This is a genomic window from Bacillus cereus group sp. N21, from assembly GCF_016483395.1.
GTDB lineage: Bacteria > Bacillota > Bacilli > Bacillales > Bacillaceae_G > Bacillus_A > Bacillus_A pseudomycoides.
The window spans coordinates 1-18,114 of sequence record NZ_JAEHBX010000081.1 but is presented as its reverse complement, the minus strand read 5'-3'; the positions used below and the strand labels follow the sequence as shown (position 1 = coordinate 18,114).

Sequence of the window (18,114 nt, the reverse complement as noted above, 5' to 3'; positions counted from 1 at the left end):
AAGTATCAGTTATGATTTTAATGGAGGTGTTTTTCGTATTATGGATACAATTTCGCTTTAGCTTGATTGGCATGGGGGACCGCCACACATCCATCAACTTAAGAATTTTATAACACACCCAAAACGAAAAAATGTACATCTCCAGATGAAAATGTACATTTTTTTGTTTTGGGATACTTGCTTTTCTTATCTTGATAGTGATGTGGTGAAACCCTTTAATTGTAATCATCATTTTGATAATCGTTATCTAAGCTGAGCACTCTTCCATGTGGACGATATTCTATGTGAAAGGTATTATGTTATTACTTATACTGAGGCTCTTCTTGTTCAATTTGCTGAAGACGAGGATTTAAAGATTCAATAATTTCTTGAGTTTGTTGTGCTGCACCTTTATATAATTGTTTTGCTTGCTGGTTATCAGTATCAAGAACAAATCCTTCTAGGCATGCTTGAGCACTCTTTAATCCAGCGATAGTTTGTTTAAGTTTAGTGCTTACTGTCATGTAGTATTTCCTCCTTGTAAATGTACTTCAAAATATAGAATGCCTATTTTGTTATCATAGTACGATTTCCAATTTTAGGGTTATTGGAAATAATAACCCTAAATTAGAGTTATGTGAATGAGAAATTTTACAGTTAATTATTCGAAGGAGGATTTTTTTAGCTAATAGATACATGGAATACCGTTAAGTGGTGTTAACTTAACATGAATAGAATATTCATAAGAAAAATCTACCATGTAAGAACGTAATTTATTTACATATTCTATGGTAAAGATTAGCTTCATGGATGGATATGGAATAGTTTTGTCCCGATAACAAAAACTAACAGAAAGAAAACGATAATATATAAAGGAGATTAAATATGTTGAAAAAGATAGGAAAAACTTTCCTGGTACTCCTCTTTGTATTTATCGGCGTATGTTTTGTTTTGCTTGTTTGGGATGAAATTGACAGAACAGCAGCTGAAAAAAGTGGGAGATTTGGCCAGCAGCCTAGCCAATACCCTATTCGTCAAAGTGATATTACTATGTATACAGACGGGAAACAGTTAAACAATCAATTATTCTCAGATATAAAGAAAGCAAAACATTACGTGCATATTAACTTTTTCTCTATTGCTGATGATAAAGTAAGTCATCAGTTTCTAGAGTTATTGAGGCAAAAAAGTCAGGAAGGTGTAGAAGTATACTATGCAGTGGACAGGCTAGGTGGAATTTTACTAAAGAAAAAGGAAAGAGAATTATTAGTTAAAAAAGGAGTGCATTTTACGTATTACAATAAGCCTGCTTTCCCTTATCTTTCTTCTTCTTTGGATCATCGGAATCATCGTCGTATTTCAGTTATTGATGGAAAGATTGGGTACATTGGCGGATTTAACATTGGCAAGAAGTATTTAGGAGAAAAAGAAAAACTTGGTTACTGGAGAGATTATCACCTTCAAATACGAGGAGAAGGAGTTCAAGATCTAGAACACCAATTTGTGTTAGACTGGAAGAAAAACTCAGAGAAACCGATTCCGATACACAGTGCGATAAAGGAAAAGGGAGCAACCTCGCATCGATTTACTGCATATTATAGCGGAGAAAAACTTGGGCAAGATTATGCAATGCTGTTTCAACAAGCAAAAGAGTCCATCATTATATTAACACCTTATTTTATACCAAAAGACAGAACTATTTGGAACGCATTAGTAGATGCAAGAAAGAGGGGAGTCCGGGTCAAAATTCTGTTCTCACCTCATTCGGATGCACTGTTAGTTAAAGAAGCAGCGTATCCATATATCCGAAAAGCATTAAAACAGGGAATAGAAGTATATGGTTATAAAAAGGGAGTGTTACACGGTAAAGTATTTTTGATTGATGAAAAAGTATTGATGGTTGGGACCGTGAATTTTGATTCGCGCTCGTTTCATTTAAATGAAGAAATGAACTGTTATATCCATGACCCTGTCTATATTTCGAAAATAAAGCCAGTCATTAATGCAGACTTACAAAATTCAAAGCGAGTAACATCCTCTGACGTCAATCAATTATCTATAAAAGAAAAAATGAAAGAAAAGGTTGCAAAAATGTTTGAGTATTATTTGTAAAAACAAAGTATTTTTATATTAAGGAGTAGTAAACTGTATTTTATTAGAATAAATTAAATTACTGACACTAATAAAGAAAGCGGTTCTGTTGCAAAGTTTTCGAAATTCAAGTACAATTTGGAAAAAGATGAACGGGAGCGTAACAAATGAGATATTTTAAAGGGAAACAATTCAAACAAGCTACTATTGTCGTTTTGCTAGGTCATCGGGATTTCAAACTCTCCGGCATGCTTCTCGTACAATAAGAGGCATTGAAACCATTCATGCCCTATACAAACAAAGGCGAAGTCTTCAAATAGGCTCCGCCTTTTCGGTGTATAACCAATTACAGGAATTATTAATGGTTGCATAGCCATTTAACGATGCAACCCTAGATTCTCTATGTTTTGGGTAACTTTGCAACAGAACCGTTTATATGCTCCCATCCCAAGTGGTGAGATATGTTCTAGCAATTCCTCATTGAAATCATACTTACTCTTTAATACTTCTATAGTCTTACTCAAATAAACGATATTCCATAAAGTCTTGATGGCGATGGGCGGGACTCCAATTAAAGTTTTTTAAACCTAATTGGACTTACCATTAAGAGAGCGAGGATTAATGTAATCCATGCATTGCTATATGAAAACAATCCCATACCAGCCAATGGTAATCCAGCAGCTGGAATAGGTAATCCCTTAAAATATCCAATGGTTGGTTTAACACTAAATTTAGCTAATCTTAAAGCACCCATCGTTGGGAAAAGGATAAATGCCAAAGAAGTTAAAATAGATGGTGTTGCTATCGAATGAAATAAAAGTGCAGGAGCAACTCCGAAACTAACAATATCAGCTAAGGAATCCAATTCTACACCAAACTCACTGTTCACTTTTAATTTTCTCGCAATCCTTCCATCAAGAAGATCTAAAACAGCTGAAAAGAAAATAAAAATGGAGGCTACTTCCAAATAGTCACTCATATTCATGGTAATTGAAAAAACACCGCACAATAAATTTCCGATCGTAAATAAATTGGGTACAGCTTTTACTATCTGATTGAACAAGGTTGTCCCCCCTAAGTTGATCAAACTTCACATTTATGTAGCATTTTCTATATATTCTTCCGTTATTCTTAAAAATATATGACCACTGTACGCTAAGTAAATTCGACAAGAGAAAAGCCGATTTCCTGTACGTTATGTTGGTTTATAAAAATGTTTGATCATGGGTAAGTCTATTACTGTTGATTTACCTAATATAAAAAGCCTGTTTTGAAAAAAAGATTAATCAAAACAGGCTCTAAAATAGAAAAGGGGAAAGAGGAGAGAGGTAAAAACTTGAAAAGTGTAATTTGATGTAAGGTTCTCAGTTTATGAATATAGAATGCAGTAATCCCCTTATTAAAAGTAATTTTGATTATATTGTAATTATGATGCATGAAATTATTTTAGTGTAAACAAAGAAAAGGTACCTCCTGCTGCAAGGTACCTTTTCCAAGGGATATAACTCATTATCTAAACGATCGATGGTCATTTTATTGAGAAATAAATCAATTACTTAACAATAAAAGGAAAATGATTGTAACAAGCGAATGAGATTTAAGAAGAATTTACCGATATATGAACTTTCTTCTATTACATTAGTTTAAGGAGGACTATAAAAATGTCTGATCTCTATTCTCGTCTTTCCAAAAATGATGCCGCTGTTCTTCTAGTGGATCATCAAACTGGTCTTATTTCCAGCCTAGTGCGTGATTATGGTGTTGATGAATTTAAGAACAATGTTTTGGCTCTTGCTAATACCGCTAAGTTTTTTGATTTACCAGTTATTTTAACAACAAGCTTTGAAAACGGACCGAACGGCCCACTAATGCATGAATTGGTTGAGCTCTTTCCTGGTGCGCCAAAAATAGCTCGACCTGGACAAATTAATGCATGGGACAATGAAGAATTTGTTAAAGTCATCGAAACAACAGGTAAAAAGCAACTAATTATCGCAGGGGTTGTTACTGATGTTTGTGTTGCGTTCCCAGCACTATCTGCTGTAAACGCAGGATATGAGGTATTCGTTGTAACTGATGCATCAGGGACTTTTAGTAAACAAGTTGCAGATGCTGCCCTTATGCGTATGGCTCATGGAGGAGTCCAATTAATGAACTGGTTTAGCGTTGCAGCAGAATTACATCGTGACTGGCGAAATGACGTTGAAGGTTTTGGAGCTTTACTTGCTAAACATCTTCCTAGTTATCAAAATATCATGGAAAGCTATATGAGAGCTCAAAGAGAGCTTAGCAAGTAAAATGACTTAATTAATAGTTGTACTGTTTTATTTTTTTCGTTTTGGGGAGCAACCAATTTCTTAACTTGATGGTGATGTATGGTGACACCTATTAGGCTTGATAAAAATAAAGAATGCCCTTGCTTCAGTCAAGAAACAAGGGCATTCTTCATTTTTTAATTGATAATCCATATACAAGTGTTTCGCTAGGAGTCGTAATACTAAAACCTGTCATTTTATAATCAAGCTTTAATGTATTTCCTATATAGTCTTTTGTAAAATCATCCATTTGAATAATAAGTTGCTCATCTTCATAAGCGATTTCATTTGGATTATACTCATCGAAAATTAAATCAACATCAACAAATATACTACAAGAATTTGTCATTGTACCTCTAATACGTATGATGTTTTTGTTATTTGCGTTTAATTTATGTAATACGGCTTTTGCCTCATCAGTTACGCGAATGTTCATGGAATCCCAACCTTTGTTTATAGTTCTTATTCTATTATTGTAAAAACATTAGAAATAGGGAAGTAAAGGGTTTCAATGGATGATAAACGTATAGGGATTACGATTTGAAAAGTAAGGATGGAACCGTAAATGTTTGTGTTAAGCATAACTCGTCATCACTTATTTTCTCAACTTCTTGATACTTTATCTCATTCTTTTGGTAGAACTTTTTCCAAAAGTTCACCGCTGTTTTATTGTTTTTTAATTGCATTACATAATAGGTTCCTTTGTGCTGTTTTAAAAGTTCTAAAATTGCTTGATCTGCTATTCTTTTTCCGCGGTACGCTTTTAATATGAAAAGATCGTTAATGCAGCAGTCTGTTTCAGGTGCTGTGAATGGTGGTTTCGCGAATAGAAGAAACCCGATATATTTTTCTTCATATGTAATGAAATAAGGAGAAAGCTCATCTCGGTTACAAATAAGTTCAAAAGCATCAAATTCAAAAAATCCATTTTCATTTGGATGAAGGGTAGGGGAGAATTCGGATAAATCATGTAAATATAGAGCATAAAAATTCTTTAATATTTCAAGTTGTTCTGTGGAGACAATTTCTAACGCGACGTTCATTTTAATCCCACCCTTTTTTAAATAATTCCTCTATGCAGTAAACCATTCGACATAAAGAAAACATATCCTTTGAATGTGAAGGATTCATTCCAATAAAAAAGGTCAGCAAACATGATTGATGTTTGCTGGCCTTTTATCACTTAAAGTTCACATTTATCAAGAGGAATTACTTTTGTTTTCTTTGTAAATTTATATCCTAACCACATCGCAAGGAAGAGAGGTAAGCCAATATAGGAAACAAGTACACCATTCCAATCGATAGACTCGCCTATAAATGCTCCGTAATTTTGTCCTAAAATGACAATGACACAAAGTGCAAATGCGAAGATTGGACCAAATGGGAACCATTTTGCTTTATACGGTAAATCATTTAAATCTTTTCCTTGTGCAATATATGCTTTTCGGAAACGATAATGACTAATAGCAATTCCGACCCATGCAATAAATCCGGACATTCCAGATGCATTTAATAACCAAATATATACAACACCGTCGCCAAATAAGGAAGCTAGGAAAGCGGCACAGCCAACTACTGAAGTTGCGATTAACGCGTTAACAGGTACGCCGCGGCTATTTAATTTACCTAAAAATTTCGGTGCTTTTCCTTGTCTTGCTAAATCCCAAAGCATACGAGCTGATGCGTACATACCTGAGTTACCAGCAGATAAAACTGCAGTTAAAATAACTGCGTTCATAACAGAAGCGGCAAATGCAACTCCTGCTTTTTCAAATACAAGTGTAAACGGACTTACTGTTACATCGCTAGCTGCAAGACTTTCAGTTGTATACGGAATTAATAAACCGATAACAAGTATTGCAAAGATGTAGAATAATAGAATACGCCAAAAGATTGAGCGAATTGCTTTTGGAATGCTACGCTCTGGATCGGCAGTTTCACCAGCAGCTACACCTAATAATTCAGTTCCTTGGAATGAAAAACCAGCAGCCATAAATACACCGATAATTGCCATAATACCACCGTTAAATGGTGCATCTGCAACAGTAAAGTTTTTAAATCCAACAGGTTCGCCACCCATAATACCAAAAATCATCATAAATCCAACGATTAAAAAGATAATAACAGTAGCTACTTTAATAAGTGCGAACCAATATTCCGCTTCACCAAACCCTTTAACAGATAAGTAATTTAAAAGAAACATAATGACTAAACAAAGGCCACTCCAAATAAGGGAAGGTGTATTTGGGAACCAAAACTTCATAATTAATGTTACGGCTGCAAGTTCAGCGGCAATGGTAATTGCCCAGTTATACCAATAATTCCAGCCGAGTGCAAATCCAAGTGATGGATCGACAAATTTTGTCGCGTATGTGCTAAAAGATCCAGTGACAGGCATGTAAGCTGCTAATTCAGCTAAACTTGTCATTAAGAAGTAAACCATAATTCCGATTGCCGCATATGCGATGAGAGCTCCGCCAGGCCCTGCTGTGTGAATGACACCACCACTTGCAAGAAATAGTCCGGTACCGATTGTACCGCCGAGAGAAATCATCGTAAGGTGACGAGATTTTAACCCGCGTCTTAATTCACCTTGTCCTTGTGTAGATTGTTTTGTAGAGGTAGCTTGATTCGTTGCGCTATTCATGTTCAACACTCCTTTTCTTGTAAGATTAGGAAGGAACGGGGAGAAAAATACAAAAAACCGCCAAAGGAATTTGGCGGAACGTTTCACAAATAACCACCCCATCATACCCTTCCGTTAAGATAGCACCCCACGTTTACACGGTACTTTGTAAACGTGACAGTTCTGTTCCTGTTTGGAGACAGCCCCAGCTCGTACTTCCAGAGAAGAAATACAAACTTCGGCAGCATTTCCTTTCAAACGGAGTCATTGACATTCTCTGTGTCTAATCCGTTCTACTAATAAAAGCCGCAACCTCTACCTCATCGGATTGATGAGGATTTATTTATTGCTGTGATTTTTAATATATGGCAATTGTAATTAGTTTCTGAAAATATTGCAAGGAATTTTTGTAGGAAAATATCAAAAAAAATCGGTTATTGTATAGGAAACGTTTCAAAATTCCACCCGAACCTACTTGATATGTAAAAAAATGAAGAAAAAATTGTTATACAAATGTTTCGCAAAAAGATATGGAAAACCCTCTAAAATTAAAAGGAAATTCAGAAAAATAAATTCGACATTGATTATAAGCAAAATAAAGAGTGCTAAAGAGATTAAAAAAGGTAAGCAAACTTATCATTTGCTTACCGTAGTATTTCACACCACTTTATAATTATTTCTGTTTTAAGGCAAAACTCGTTTTTGTCCAGTCGTATATCCAACGTTTTGTTTTGTAAGCTGGGAGTGATTTCTAACCGAAATGAAAAGTGCAATGATAACGACAAGACCCGCTGCAATATAGGAAAGGTTAATAATTGTTGGATCCACTTTAAATGATGTAAGCAGTGTCCGGATATTTGTAAAAATAATCAGTCCACCAACGAGTACACCAAGTAAATGTGAAGGTACAATTCGTACTAACCATGCAGCGATTGGAGCGGCGATAATGCCGCCGAGCATAAGAGCAAATACCCAAAACCAGCTTACTTGTTCCCAGCCCAATGAAATGAAAAATCCAATAGTTGCAGCTAATGAGACAGGAAACTCACTCGTATCAACGGAACCAATGACTTTTCTTGCTTCATTTCCACGTGCGAGAAGTACTGGTGTAGTGATAGGTCCCCAGCCACCTCCACCAGTTGAATCAACAAATCCCGCAAACAATCCGAGTGGTATAAGTTGCTTACCAGACATACGTTTATTTGATTGGACAATTTGTTTTTGAATAATAAATCGTAATAAAATATAGACACCTAAAGTAAATAAAAAGATAGAAATGTAAGGTTTAATTAAATCACCCGGTAAATTGCTTAAAAAACAAGCACCAACAAAAGCACCAATTGCACCTGGTAATGTTAGTCTGGAAACAGTGTATTTATCAACGTTTCCAAATCGAATATGAGATACGCCAGAAGCTGCAGTGGTAACAACTTCAGCTAAATGAACAGATGCGGAAGCGACAGCAGGTGCAATGCCAAACATTAATAATAATGAGGAAGACGTTACTCCGTAAGCCATTCCAAGTGCCCCATCAATCAGTTGAGCAAAAAAACCAATAATAGCAAAGACAATTAATTTTTGCATATAAAATCCCCCTGTAATAATAAATAAAAAGGCTCTTTTCTCAAGTGAGAAAAGAGCCTTTGGTTTTTCCAATCAGCTTAACGTTAATTTTTTATTATTATAATGCATATTAATCTCATAAAGCAACTAGGTTTTAAAAGTTTTTTAAATTGATTGAAATAACAGAACAGTTATATAATAAAAGGATGTAAATAAAGGGAGGGGAAAATTATGTTAGCATTTGATCATCTCGTTCATACCGTTAGGTGCACACCAAAGGAAGCAGAAAAGCGAATGGAGGAGCTTGGATTTCATACGGTACAGGGCGGAGAACATACAAACTGGGGGACATGGAATAGTTTATGTTATTTTGACTTATCTTATATTGAATTTTTAGCAGTGCAACATGAAGATACAGCGAAACAAGCGGATAATCCACTTGTTCAGGAAACTGTAGAGAAATTACGAGATAGAGAAGGAATGCTGCAAATTGCTCTTCGTACAGATTATATTGAAGAACTTGCGGTAAGGTTCATGGAAAAAGGGTTACAAGTTAAAGGGCCGTTTGAAGGAAAACGAATGAGAAATGACGGTTATCTTATCGAATGGAAAATGTTATTTGTGGAACAGGAAGATAGTGGACCGAAATTACCTTTCTTTATACAGTGGGAAGAATCTGATGAGAGTAGGCGATTCGATTTACAAGAAGTGGGCGTCATTGTCCCGCATAGCAACGAGGTAAAAGAAATTCAGACAATATATTATGCTGTAAAAAATGCACGTGCAACAGTAGAAAGATGGAAAGAGATACTCGAAGTACAAGTGGCTTTACCTGAAATTCATCAAGAATGGAATGCGCTTTGTCAAAGTGTATTGCTTGAAAATGTAAATGTGCAGTTTTGTGAACCTAGTGGTGAAGGGTTCGTGCAAGAATGTTTGTTAAAATATGGAGAACTTCCTTTTGCGGCTGAATTTCAAGGAGCAAATACACAGAAGAAAAAACAACAAATTTTAGGGAATGTATACATATATTAATTGGAGTGGTCTATGTGGAAGAGGTGCTAAGGGAGTTAGAACAACAATTGGATTGGCCTCGTATAGTAAAATGTACTTTGATTCCAAAAGGTTTTTCATTTGATAAAAAATATAAAATTGAATTAGAAAATGATGAACGCTATTTTATTAAAGTGTGTGATATGTCAACTAGTGAACGTAAGCGCGAAGAATATGAATATACGCGTCATTTTGAATCATTAGGTATACCAATATCAATACCAAAACCAGTTCATTTTATAAGGCTTGTTAGATTAAATCAATGTGTACAAGTATTTGAATGGGTTAACGGAGAAGATGGTGAAGATATACTTGGAAAGTTGACTGAGAAAGAGCAATATTTGGCTGGAAAAAGGGCGGGAGAAGTCTTAAAGACAATTCATACAGTGAAGAAAAAGAATGTAGAAGAATCTTGGGAAACAGCTCGATGGAATAAATACGAGAGATATTTGCAATTATTAGTGGAATACGAGGTGGATTTTATTGACTTGCAATCGGTGTTAACCTTTGTAGAAAATCATAAGAATTTATTGCGAAATCGTCCTACTGTGTTTCTGCATGATGATTTTCACCCAGCAAATATTATGATTCATCATAATGAATTTCGTTCAGTAATCGATTTTGCGAGGTTTGATTTTGGGGATCCCATTCATGATTTTTATAAAACGGCCTTGTTTACAGTTGATATAAGTGAACCATTTGCTGTTGGACAAGTCCATGGGTATTGTGATGGGGAGCCGTCACTTCATTTTTGGAAACTATATTCACTGTATGCAGCGATGATTTTTCCAGCAGATATTGTTTGGGCACATAAAGTAACACCAAATTTATTAGATGGAATGAAGGGGAGGTTGAAGCGGATTGTAGACGATCAGAATGATTTTACTTCTTATATTCCAAATTGGTATAAATCTTTTAATAAAGATATAATAAATATAGAATAGTTGGGGGTGTTGATTTGGATAAAATAGCGGTTATTTCAGATATTCATGGTAATATTCCTGCTTTAGAAGCAGTTCTTAAAGACATCAAATTAAAAGGGATAGAACGTATTGTGTGCTTAGGTGATCTAGTAGGGAAAGGGCCACATTCTAGTGAAGCAATTGAGATTATTCGGAAAGAATGTGAGCATGTTGTAATGGGAAATTGGGATGATTTTATTACAAAGCCTAGTGATTTCGAAACATTACAATGGCATCAAAAACAATTATCAGAAGAACAATTGAATTATTTAAGAGAATTACCATTTTCAATTGAATTTATAATGAGTGGGAAACTAATTAGAATGTTCCATGCATCACCTAGAAGCCTATATGAAAGAGTTCAGCCCGGAGCTCCAATGGAACAACGTGTTAGTTTATTTGAAAACAGTAATCTTACAGAAAACATTGAAGGTGAAAGGAAACCGGATGTCGTTTGCTACGGAGATATTCATCAAGCCTATGTGCAAAATTTTCGTGGGAAAACTTTGTGTAATGCAGGAAGTGTGGGTAACCCGCTTGAGATTACGCAAGCCTCTTATTTGATTTTTGAAGGTGTATATGGCCAAAAAGAGGCAGCAAGTTTCTCAATTCAACTTGTAAGAGTTCCTTATGATATAGAGCTTGCGATCCGATTGGCTAGAGAAGAAGAAATGCCTGAGATTGATGCGTACATACAAGAATTGACGACAGCTAAGTATCGGGGATTAAAGTAGAATTAGACAAAATATATTTGTTAAATCAATATACAGTTCTGTATAAATACTTAAAAATATTAACTATAGGGGAGGGAATATTCTAAAATAATTATTTTGAATATTTAAAATAGAAAGTCAGATGAATGATTGGGAGAGTAATTATAACTTCTAAATAGAGAGAATTAGAAATAGCGAAATCATTAGATACAATGATTTTTCTCCAAATAGGCATGGTTAAAAATCCTTAGGTTAGGTTGGCAGCTCATGTCTGTATTCAAAAGGTGTATAGTAACCTTAATAAATGATGAAATATGCTAAAAGTTAAAAACTAACGAGGGAATAGAGATGAAAATACAATTAAAGGCGGATTTAATGTTACTATTGGTTACATTTTTTTGGGGGGCATCCATCTTACTTACAAAAGTTGGCCTCAATTACATGCAAGAATATAATTTAATCTCATTACGTTTTATTATTGCTTTTCTTTTGTCAGGTATAGTGTTTTATAAGCATTTAATCAAAATTGATTTTAGAACTATTAAATATGCTTTTATATTAGCTGTTATCTTGTTTATAGTTTATATTTTTGCGACTTTTGGTACAAAGTATACATCGGTTTCTAATGCTGGTTTTTTAATGAGTCTTACAGTGATATTTATTCCAGTATTATCATCTATTTTTTTAAAACAAAGACCTGAAAAAAAGTTATATTGGGAGTTGTTTTAACAATAGTAGGGATAGGGTTATTAACGTTAAATAGCCAATTAAAAATAGGTTATGGAGATATATTATGTATTTTATGTGCTCTATTTTATGCAGTCCATATCATCATTACTGGAACAATAACGAAGCAGGTTAATTCAATTAGCCTTGGAGTTTTACAACTTGGTTTTGTCGGTCTATTTAGTAGTATTTTCTCAATGTTTATGGAAAATCCTAAACTTCCTAGTACTGTTGAATCATGGTTTTCAATTTTAGTATTAAGCATATTTTGTACAGCAATGGCTTTCATTGTTCAAATCATTGCACAGCAATATACGAGTCCTACACATACAGGTCTTATTTTTTCATTAGAACCTGTTTTTTCAGCGGGTTTTGCTTTCGTTTTCACAGGTGAAACTCTCACAGCTAAAGGTTATTTAGGTGCAACTCTTATATTATTAAGTGTAGTAATCGCTGAACTAGATTTTAAAAGTTTATTAAAAACAAATTATAAAAAAAATATAGGATAGATGTTTTTTAGAATACGTTCAAGTTGAGAATATTCATTTATATCATTTTAGCTCATATAAATCAGATTTACTTTTGATAAGTAGTTTTATGCTAATAGTTAGTGTTTGTAGCAAATAGGGTATAATTTTTATAGCAATAAAAATCAACGATAAAATTTCTTAATGTTTTGTAAATATCTAACTGAGGTGGACTATTTTTGAAAAAATGTGCTTATGAATTTCTAAAAATAAAAACTTTAAGTAAATCACATTTGATTATAGTAACAAAAAGGTATTTTCACGTCTAGAAAGCACACAGTTATTTGTTATAGTTTCATACTTGTTTCCGTAGTCTAAAGCATTTTTCATGGAGCGTTAATGCCCCATGAAAAATGTTTTTTTATTTTTGACAAAATTCAATGGCGGTATGTAAACGAGAAATTCCGTCCTCTATTTGATTGATATTTACTTTCCCATACGATAACCGAATATAGCCATCTTTTGCTCCAAAAATACTGCCAGGCATAAAGGCTACTTGCTGTTTTAAACTTTGCATTATAAGCTGTTTTTCGTTAATAGGCTCCTTTAATTTTCCCCATATGTAAATCCCGCCATTAGGATTTGAAAAAGAAATCTTATCTTGAAGATAATAATTTAGGGCATCGACAATGACATCTCTTTTTTGTGCTAACTGATTGCGTAATTGCGTTATATGCGTATCAAATGGAACAGTTTCAAAAAATTGCTGCATGAGCCATTGAGGAAATATACTCAGTCCTAATTCCATTTGATGCCGTGCATCTGATAACCGTTCTACTACTGACTGTGGAGCAACAAGCCAACCGATGCGAAGGCCCGGTGCAATCATTTTGGATAGTGAATGCACATAGATGACGGTTCCATTTTCATCAATGGACTTTAAAGTAGGGCAAGGCTGTTTATTTTCTAATGTTAATAAACTAGATGGATCATCCTCAACGATTGGAATACGTAGGTCTGCACATAACGATAAAAGTTTTTTTCTCCGATTTGGATGAAGCATTGTTCCGGTTGGATTTTGGAAATTTGGATTTAAAAAAATCATTTTAATCCGGTGTTTTCGATATAGTTCATGCACATCTTCAGGATTCACTCCATGTTCATCAACAGGTAACGGGAAAATACGAATCCCCGCTGATTGGAAGAGAGGTAATGAATAGCAATGTGATGGGCTTTCAAAAGCAACTGCATCACCTGGGTTTAATAAGCATTGAACGATAAGATGAAGCGCTTGTTGTGCCCCAGAAGTAATCATAATCGATTGCTCTGTTGCTTCAATTTTTAGATAATCTCTCATATATTTCGCTGCCGCTTGTCTTAATGGTAGATAGCCTAGTGGATGATCATAGCTAAGTGATTGCGTTAAAGGTTGCTCACGTAAAATGCTTTGTAACTGTTCATGGGGAAACAGGTTACAACCAAGTTCTCCATTTGCGAAATCAATTATATTTTCATTTTGCTGGACTTGCTCTCGAATATGTCGAAGTAGTGGTAAATTCGGTAAAAAAGTACCACCTTCTACGAATCCTCTCCAGTTCGGTGTTAATGTTGGAGAAACGCCCCACATATGTGTACTTACACGTGTACCTCTTCCAGTTGTGCTGTCCACAATTCCCATAGCACGCAGTTCATTATAAGCAGTTGTAACAGTACTTCTGTTTACATTCAGTTGGATTGCTAATTTTCGTTCCGAAGGGAGAAAACTACCAGGAGGAAGCTCTCCGTACATAATACGTCTTTCAATAAAATCAACAACTTGTTGATAAATCGGAATCTTGCTGTCATTATCTAACTTCCATTCCATTTATAACGTCCCCTTATGCTTTATCTAGTTTCATTATAACAAATTGGCTGGGTGAAAAAACAGCCAATTGGACGGTGTGGTATCCAGCCAATTTTACTATGCTAAGGTAGCGGAAGGGGAGATTCGGATGAAACGATGGCAAATGGAATGGCTCCTAATATCAGTTGCTTTAGTATGGGGAGCGAATTATACAATTGGAAAATATGGAGTGGCGTATATGTCATCCATTCAATTTAATAGTTTACGATTTTTAGTTGCATCTCCGGTATTATTATTGATTACATTTTTTATGGAACGATCGCTACGAATTGAGAGAAAAGATTGGTTAAGATTATTAGTAGTTGGGATAGTTGGAACAACATTGTATCAAACATTATTTATGTTATCTGTAAAATATACATCAGCAACAAATGCGTCACTATTAATTGCGATGTCACCTATTTTTACAGGGATTTTAGCAGTGTTACACAAACAAGAACGTTTTTCGATGAAGATTCAAATCGGTTCTTTATTATCCTTTAGCGGCGCAGCACTTGTTTTATTAACAGGGCATACGAATCAATCGACATATGAGTATGCTTGGCTTGGAAATCTAATTGGATTAGTTGCTGCGATTGCTTGGGGTTGGTATCCAATTCTTGCACAGCCACTTATTACAAAATATTCGGCAATGCGAGTAACATCTTGGTCTACATTAATTGGCATTGTGCCACTTGTCGTATATTGTTTATTCAACGTAAATACACTAGCATGGCCGACAGATACGTTAAGCTGGGGTTCATTAGGTTATTCAATCCTCTTTGCAACAGTCTTTGGACTTGCGATGTGGTATGTTGGTATTAGCAAAATTGGCTCTACAAAAGTAATGGTCTATATGTATCTTGTCCCGTTGTTTGCTGTCATTTTTGCCGCAGTAACAATTGGAGAAAGAATAAATACGATGCAATTGCTTGGCGGACTTGTTATATTTATTGGTTTGTACGTTGTGAAAAAAGGAGCGGTAAAAAAGCCCGCTTTCAATTTGAAAAAAGTAAGTTAATGTAAAAATGACCTCTTTCTATGAAAGAGGTCATTTTTATTTTTGTAAAGATAGCGCTTGTTTCACTGCCCATTGTTTTATAATTTATATAGAAATATACGTATGGAATTGTAACATAGGGCTTTTTTCAAAGCCCTATGTTTATTCTAATTAGCTTCAATTCTAAGTGCTTGAATATCACGACAGTCCAAAACAATTACAGAGCCAGGTTCTGTTGTGTTATCCACAAAGGTTGCGCAAAAATTATCTGGATTAAAGTTAGTGAAAATAAGATCCTCTAGTGTTGTTCCTGTAAGAAAAACATCTACTTCTGTACCTAACTGTAATCTTTCTAATTGTTCGCAGGCACATTTTGTATGCTTAGTCATATAAAAAACCTCCTTTTCTCGATTTACTATTAATATATTAATCAATCAAATAGAATGTTTGGATTAATAACCCAGTAATACTAATTATTTTGCTAGTTTATATTTTTAAATGTACAGGGCGTGGAAATGAAGGAAGCTGAAGACGCAAAAAAGGTTACAGCATTTTATTATACAAATCAAAAAGTAGAATCGGAATTGAAACGTAAAATAGAAAGGACAGATATTGCAGTTAAAGATGTATTATAGGGTTTTGTGAGATGAAAAAGTTAGTTCCTCTGTAGATTTGGTTCTATTTTGTTAGTTTAATAAACTAATTATTATATTATAGAAAATTAATAATATATCATGGTAAAATATACTATATAAATATTGATTATTACATAGATTGGAGAATGGCAGAATGAAACTAAACTTACTAAAAGCAGGGGTACTGACTAGTTTTATGCTTTTATGTTGGTCTTATGAAGAGGTTCCCGCTTCTGCAGCATCTACGTGTGGGCCGTACGGTCAAATTAAGCCGAATCAAAATCCCTCTCGTCAGCACATGAATTGCTTACTAACGAACGCAGCATTAAAAGCAAATGTTCCTCCTGAAGTTGTAAAAGCTGTGGCTGCACAAGAAAGTGGCTGGAAACAATTTGATGGAAACGGCCGGCCAATCATAGCGCAAGACGGCGGAATTGGGATTATGCAAATTACAAATCAGTCCAAGTACGATCAACAAAAGTTAAAATACGATATTGAGTATAATATTCAAGCGGGTGTTGAAGTTCTTCGTGGTATGTATCAGCGAACGGATCTTCCTAAGATAAAGTCTGCTGGACCAGAAGTAATTGAAAACTGGTACTTCCCTGTTATGGCTTATAATGGAACAAAACCTGCAAATAGCCCTTTATATAAGGCTAATGGCCAGAAAAATTCAAACGCTTATCAAGAAAAAGTATTTGCTATTCTTGAACAATACAATTTTTTAAATGATACGAAATTGGCACAGTTCCCTTTCCGTACAGCTGATTTCGAATATGACCCTAACACTAGCAAAAATATTGTATTTAAAAAGAAAGAGTACACACTAACAGGTTTACATCCCTCTACATACCATCTTAAAACAGGCGACCAAGTACTTGTAACAAGAGATGGAGTGAACTTAAGATCCAAACCCACTTCCGCATCAAGTGGGAAGCCGTTAAGTAAAAATACCAACTTGATTATTCAGGGGAACTTTGCATATGATGAATCTTTAAACAGTAATAATCAGTTTGTATGGTATCCAGTCAAAACGGCAGATCAAAAACTAGTAGGTTATATTTCTTCTGCGTACATTATGAAAAAAGGTGTACCTTTACCTCCAAAGGTGAATGCGGTCACAGATAAAGATAAGGTAGTGACAGGAACAGCTGAACCTAATTCTAGTATCTCTGTAAAATCTGGAACGACATTTATTGGTAAAGGAAAAGCGAATTCACAAGGAGTATTCTCAATTACTATACCTGTGCAAAAAGCAGGGACAAGAATAAGTGTAATAGTAAAGGATAGTGCAGGCAATAGCAGCCCATTTACAACAATAAGCGTATTAGATAAAACACCTCCAACTATCCCAAATGTAAATAAACTGACCAGTAAGGATACAGTGATAACAGGAACAACTGAGCCTAATACAGATGTGAATGTAAAAGTGGCTTCAACTCTTATTGGTAAAGGAAAGGCAAACTCAAAAGGACAGTTTTCAATTAAGATACCAGTACAAAAAATGGGAACGAGAGTAAGCGTAGTAGTAAGAGATAGTGCGGGGAATTATAGCCCATCCAAGGTAATAGAAGTAAGTAAGTAAGTAAGTAAGTAAGTAAGTAAGTAAGTAAGTAAGTAAAATATGTAAAATATTCACAAGTAGGATCGAACTTATATAGGTCGGTTCTTTTTGTACTGGCTCTGTTAAAGTAAAATGTTGATAAACGATATTTAAAAAACCACCTGTTTGGGTGTAAGTAGTTCAGATAACATGGAGAAAAAGCCTAATCACAGTATAAATAGCGTATGATTTTGCAACACAATTTGTATATTAAATAACAGTATATTTAGCATATAAAAACGCTTGGGATAATCCAAACGTTTTTATATGCTTTGTTTAAGCTTTATTCAACGAAAGCACCTTCGTTCCTATTTCCTGTTGTACAGATAAGAAGCAGATTTTATGAGTTGGCTTATAAGTTGAAGATAGGATAGATTTTTAATGAGTGAATAGATGTCTATGTTAATATGAAAATATAAATACTAGAGTTAGTATAGTCATATGGACACAACTTAGTTAAGTCCTTACAATGGGTTTCAAGGAGGAAGTGTCCGTATGA

At 34.7% G+C, this 18,114-nt stretch carries 15 protein-coding genes, 3 pseudogenes and 1 riboswitch; of the genes and pseudogenes, 9 read left to right on the top strand and 9 right to left on the bottom strand.

From position 1 onward, the window contains the following. Positions 1-302 precede the first annotated feature (302 nt). The gene (locus tag JDS96_RS26465; protein WP_003198197.1) at positions 303-503 is read right to left on the bottom strand and encodes a DUF1657 domain-containing protein; all 201 of its coding nucleotides are present in this window, start codon (positions 501-503) and stop codon (positions 303-305) included. Between the two features lie 361 nt (positions 504-864). Between JDS96_RS26465 and JDS96_RS26460 the strand changes: the two genes are divergently transcribed. Both JDS96_RS26460 and JDS96_RS32500 read left to right on the top strand, forming a co-directional pair. Then, positions 865-2,091, top strand: a complete 1,227-nt coding sequence (locus tag JDS96_RS26460) for a phospholipase D-like domain-containing protein (protein ID WP_199668558.1) — start codon at positions 865-867, stop codon at positions 2,089-2,091. A 190-nt stretch (positions 2,092-2,281) separates the two neighbouring features. Continuing rightward, positions 2,282-2,443: pseudogene (locus JDS96_RS32500) on the top strand (IS6 family transposase); the annotation flags it as partial. Positions 2,444-2,500: 57 nt separating this feature from the next. On the opposite strand, the pseudogene JDS96_RS33340 reads toward JDS96_RS32500, so the two are convergent. Together JDS96_RS33340 and pssA are read right to left on the bottom strand one after the other, a co-directional pair. Further along, positions 2,501-2,615 (bottom strand): annotated as a pseudogene (locus tag JDS96_RS33340) (Tn3 family transposase); the annotation flags it as partial. Positions 2,616-2,641: 26 nt separating this feature from the next. Then, entirely contained in the window at positions 2,642-3,133 is a 492-nt protein-coding gene (pssA, locus tag JDS96_RS26450) for a CDP-diacylglycerol--serine O-phosphatidyltransferase (RefSeq protein WP_098928667.1), read from the bottom strand. A 598-nt stretch (positions 3,134-3,731) separates the two neighbouring features. Between pssA and ycaC the strand changes: the two genes are divergently transcribed. Further along, positions 3,732-4,367: an isochorismate family cysteine hydrolase YcaC gene (gene ycaC / locus JDS96_RS26445; protein ID WP_003207504.1), complete on the top strand. Its 636-nt coding sequence runs from the start codon at positions 3,732-3,734 to the stop codon at positions 4,365-4,367. A gap of 148 nt (positions 4,368-4,515) precedes the next feature. Here ycaC and JDS96_RS26440 read toward each other — a convergent pair whose 3' ends face one another. From JDS96_RS26440 to JDS96_RS26425, 4 genes are all read right to left on the bottom strand, one after another. Next, positions 4,516-4,821, bottom strand: a complete 306-nt coding sequence (locus JDS96_RS26440) for an iron-sulfur cluster biosynthesis family protein (protein ID WP_098159306.1) — start codon at positions 4,819-4,821, stop codon at positions 4,516-4,518. Between the two features lie 97 nt (positions 4,822-4,918). Beyond that, positions 4,919-5,428 carry a GNAT family N-acetyltransferase gene (locus JDS96_RS26435; protein ID WP_003207507.1) on the bottom strand — a complete coding sequence of 170 codons (510 nt, stop codon included), beginning with the start codon at positions 5,426-5,428 and terminating at the stop codon, positions 4,919-4,921. 140 nt (positions 5,429-5,568) lie between these two features. Beyond that, the gene (locus tag JDS96_RS26430; RefSeq protein ID WP_018767512.1) at positions 5,569-7,032 is read right to left on the bottom strand and encodes an amino acid permease; all 1,464 of its coding nucleotides are present in this window, start codon (positions 7,030-7,032) and stop codon (positions 5,569-5,571) included. A gap of 112 nt (positions 7,033-7,144) precedes the next feature. After that, positions 7,145-7,337, bottom strand: a riboswitch (Lysine riboswitch). 358 nt (positions 7,338-7,695) lie between these two features. After that, positions 7,696-8,595 carry a sulfite exporter TauE/SafE family protein gene (locus JDS96_RS26425; RefSeq protein ID WP_018767511.1) on the bottom strand — a complete coding sequence of 300 codons (900 nt, stop codon included), beginning with the start codon at positions 8,593-8,595 and terminating at the stop codon, positions 7,696-7,698. Positions 8,596-8,805: 210 nt separating this feature from the next. Here JDS96_RS26425 and JDS96_RS26420 point away from each other — a divergent pair, with 210 nt between their 5' ends. The 4 genes and pseudogenes from JDS96_RS26420 (at position 8,806) to JDS96_RS26405 (ending at position 12,537) form a co-directional block, all read left to right on the top strand. Continuing rightward, positions 8,806-9,609, top strand: coding sequence for a VOC family protein (locus JDS96_RS26420; protein ID WP_199668556.1), 804 nt, complete (start codon positions 8,806-8,808; stop codon positions 9,607-9,609). Positions 9,610-9,623: 14 nt separating this feature from the next. Next, entirely contained in the window at positions 9,624-10,571 is a 948-nt protein-coding gene (locus tag JDS96_RS26415) for an aminoglycoside phosphotransferase family protein (RefSeq protein WP_199668555.1), read from the top strand. A 14-nt stretch (positions 10,572-10,585) separates the two neighbouring features. Then, on the top strand, positions 10,586-11,323 hold the full coding sequence (locus JDS96_RS26410) for a metallophosphoesterase family protein (protein ID WP_199668554.1): 738 nt from the start codon (positions 10,586-10,588) through the stop codon (positions 11,321-11,323). 327 nt (positions 11,324-11,650) lie between these two features. Further along, a pseudogene (locus tag JDS96_RS26405) lies at positions 11,651-12,537 on the top strand (DMT family transporter). 379 nt (positions 12,538-12,916) lie between these two features. Here JDS96_RS26405 and pdxR read toward each other — a convergent pair. Then, complete coding sequence (gene pdxR, locus JDS96_RS26400; RefSeq protein WP_003198236.1) at positions 12,917-14,359, bottom strand: MocR-like pyridoxine biosynthesis transcription factor PdxR; 1,443 nt, start codon at positions 14,357-14,359, stop codon at positions 12,917-12,919. A gap of 127 nt (positions 14,360-14,486) precedes the next feature. Here pdxR and JDS96_RS26395 point away from each other — a divergent pair, with 127 nt between their 5' ends. Then, positions 14,487-15,398 carry a DMT family transporter gene (locus JDS96_RS26395; RefSeq protein ID WP_041488446.1) on the top strand — a complete coding sequence of 304 codons (912 nt, stop codon included), beginning with the start codon at positions 14,487-14,489 and terminating at the stop codon, positions 15,396-15,398. 146 nt (positions 15,399-15,544) lie between these two features. Here JDS96_RS26395 and JDS96_RS26390 read toward each other — a convergent pair whose 3' ends face one another. Beyond that, on the bottom strand, positions 15,545-15,766 hold the full coding sequence (locus JDS96_RS26390; protein ID WP_003198239.1) for a hypothetical protein: 222 nt from the start codon (positions 15,764-15,766) through the stop codon (positions 15,545-15,547). Between the two features lie 400 nt (positions 15,767-16,166). On the opposite strand from JDS96_RS26390, the gene JDS96_RS26385 reads away from it, so the two are divergent. Further along, positions 16,167-17,597, top strand: coding sequence for an Ig-like domain-containing protein (locus tag JDS96_RS26385; RefSeq protein WP_199668553.1), 1,431 nt, complete (start codon positions 16,167-16,169; stop codon positions 17,595-17,597). Positions 17,598-18,114 lie beyond the last annotated feature (517 nt).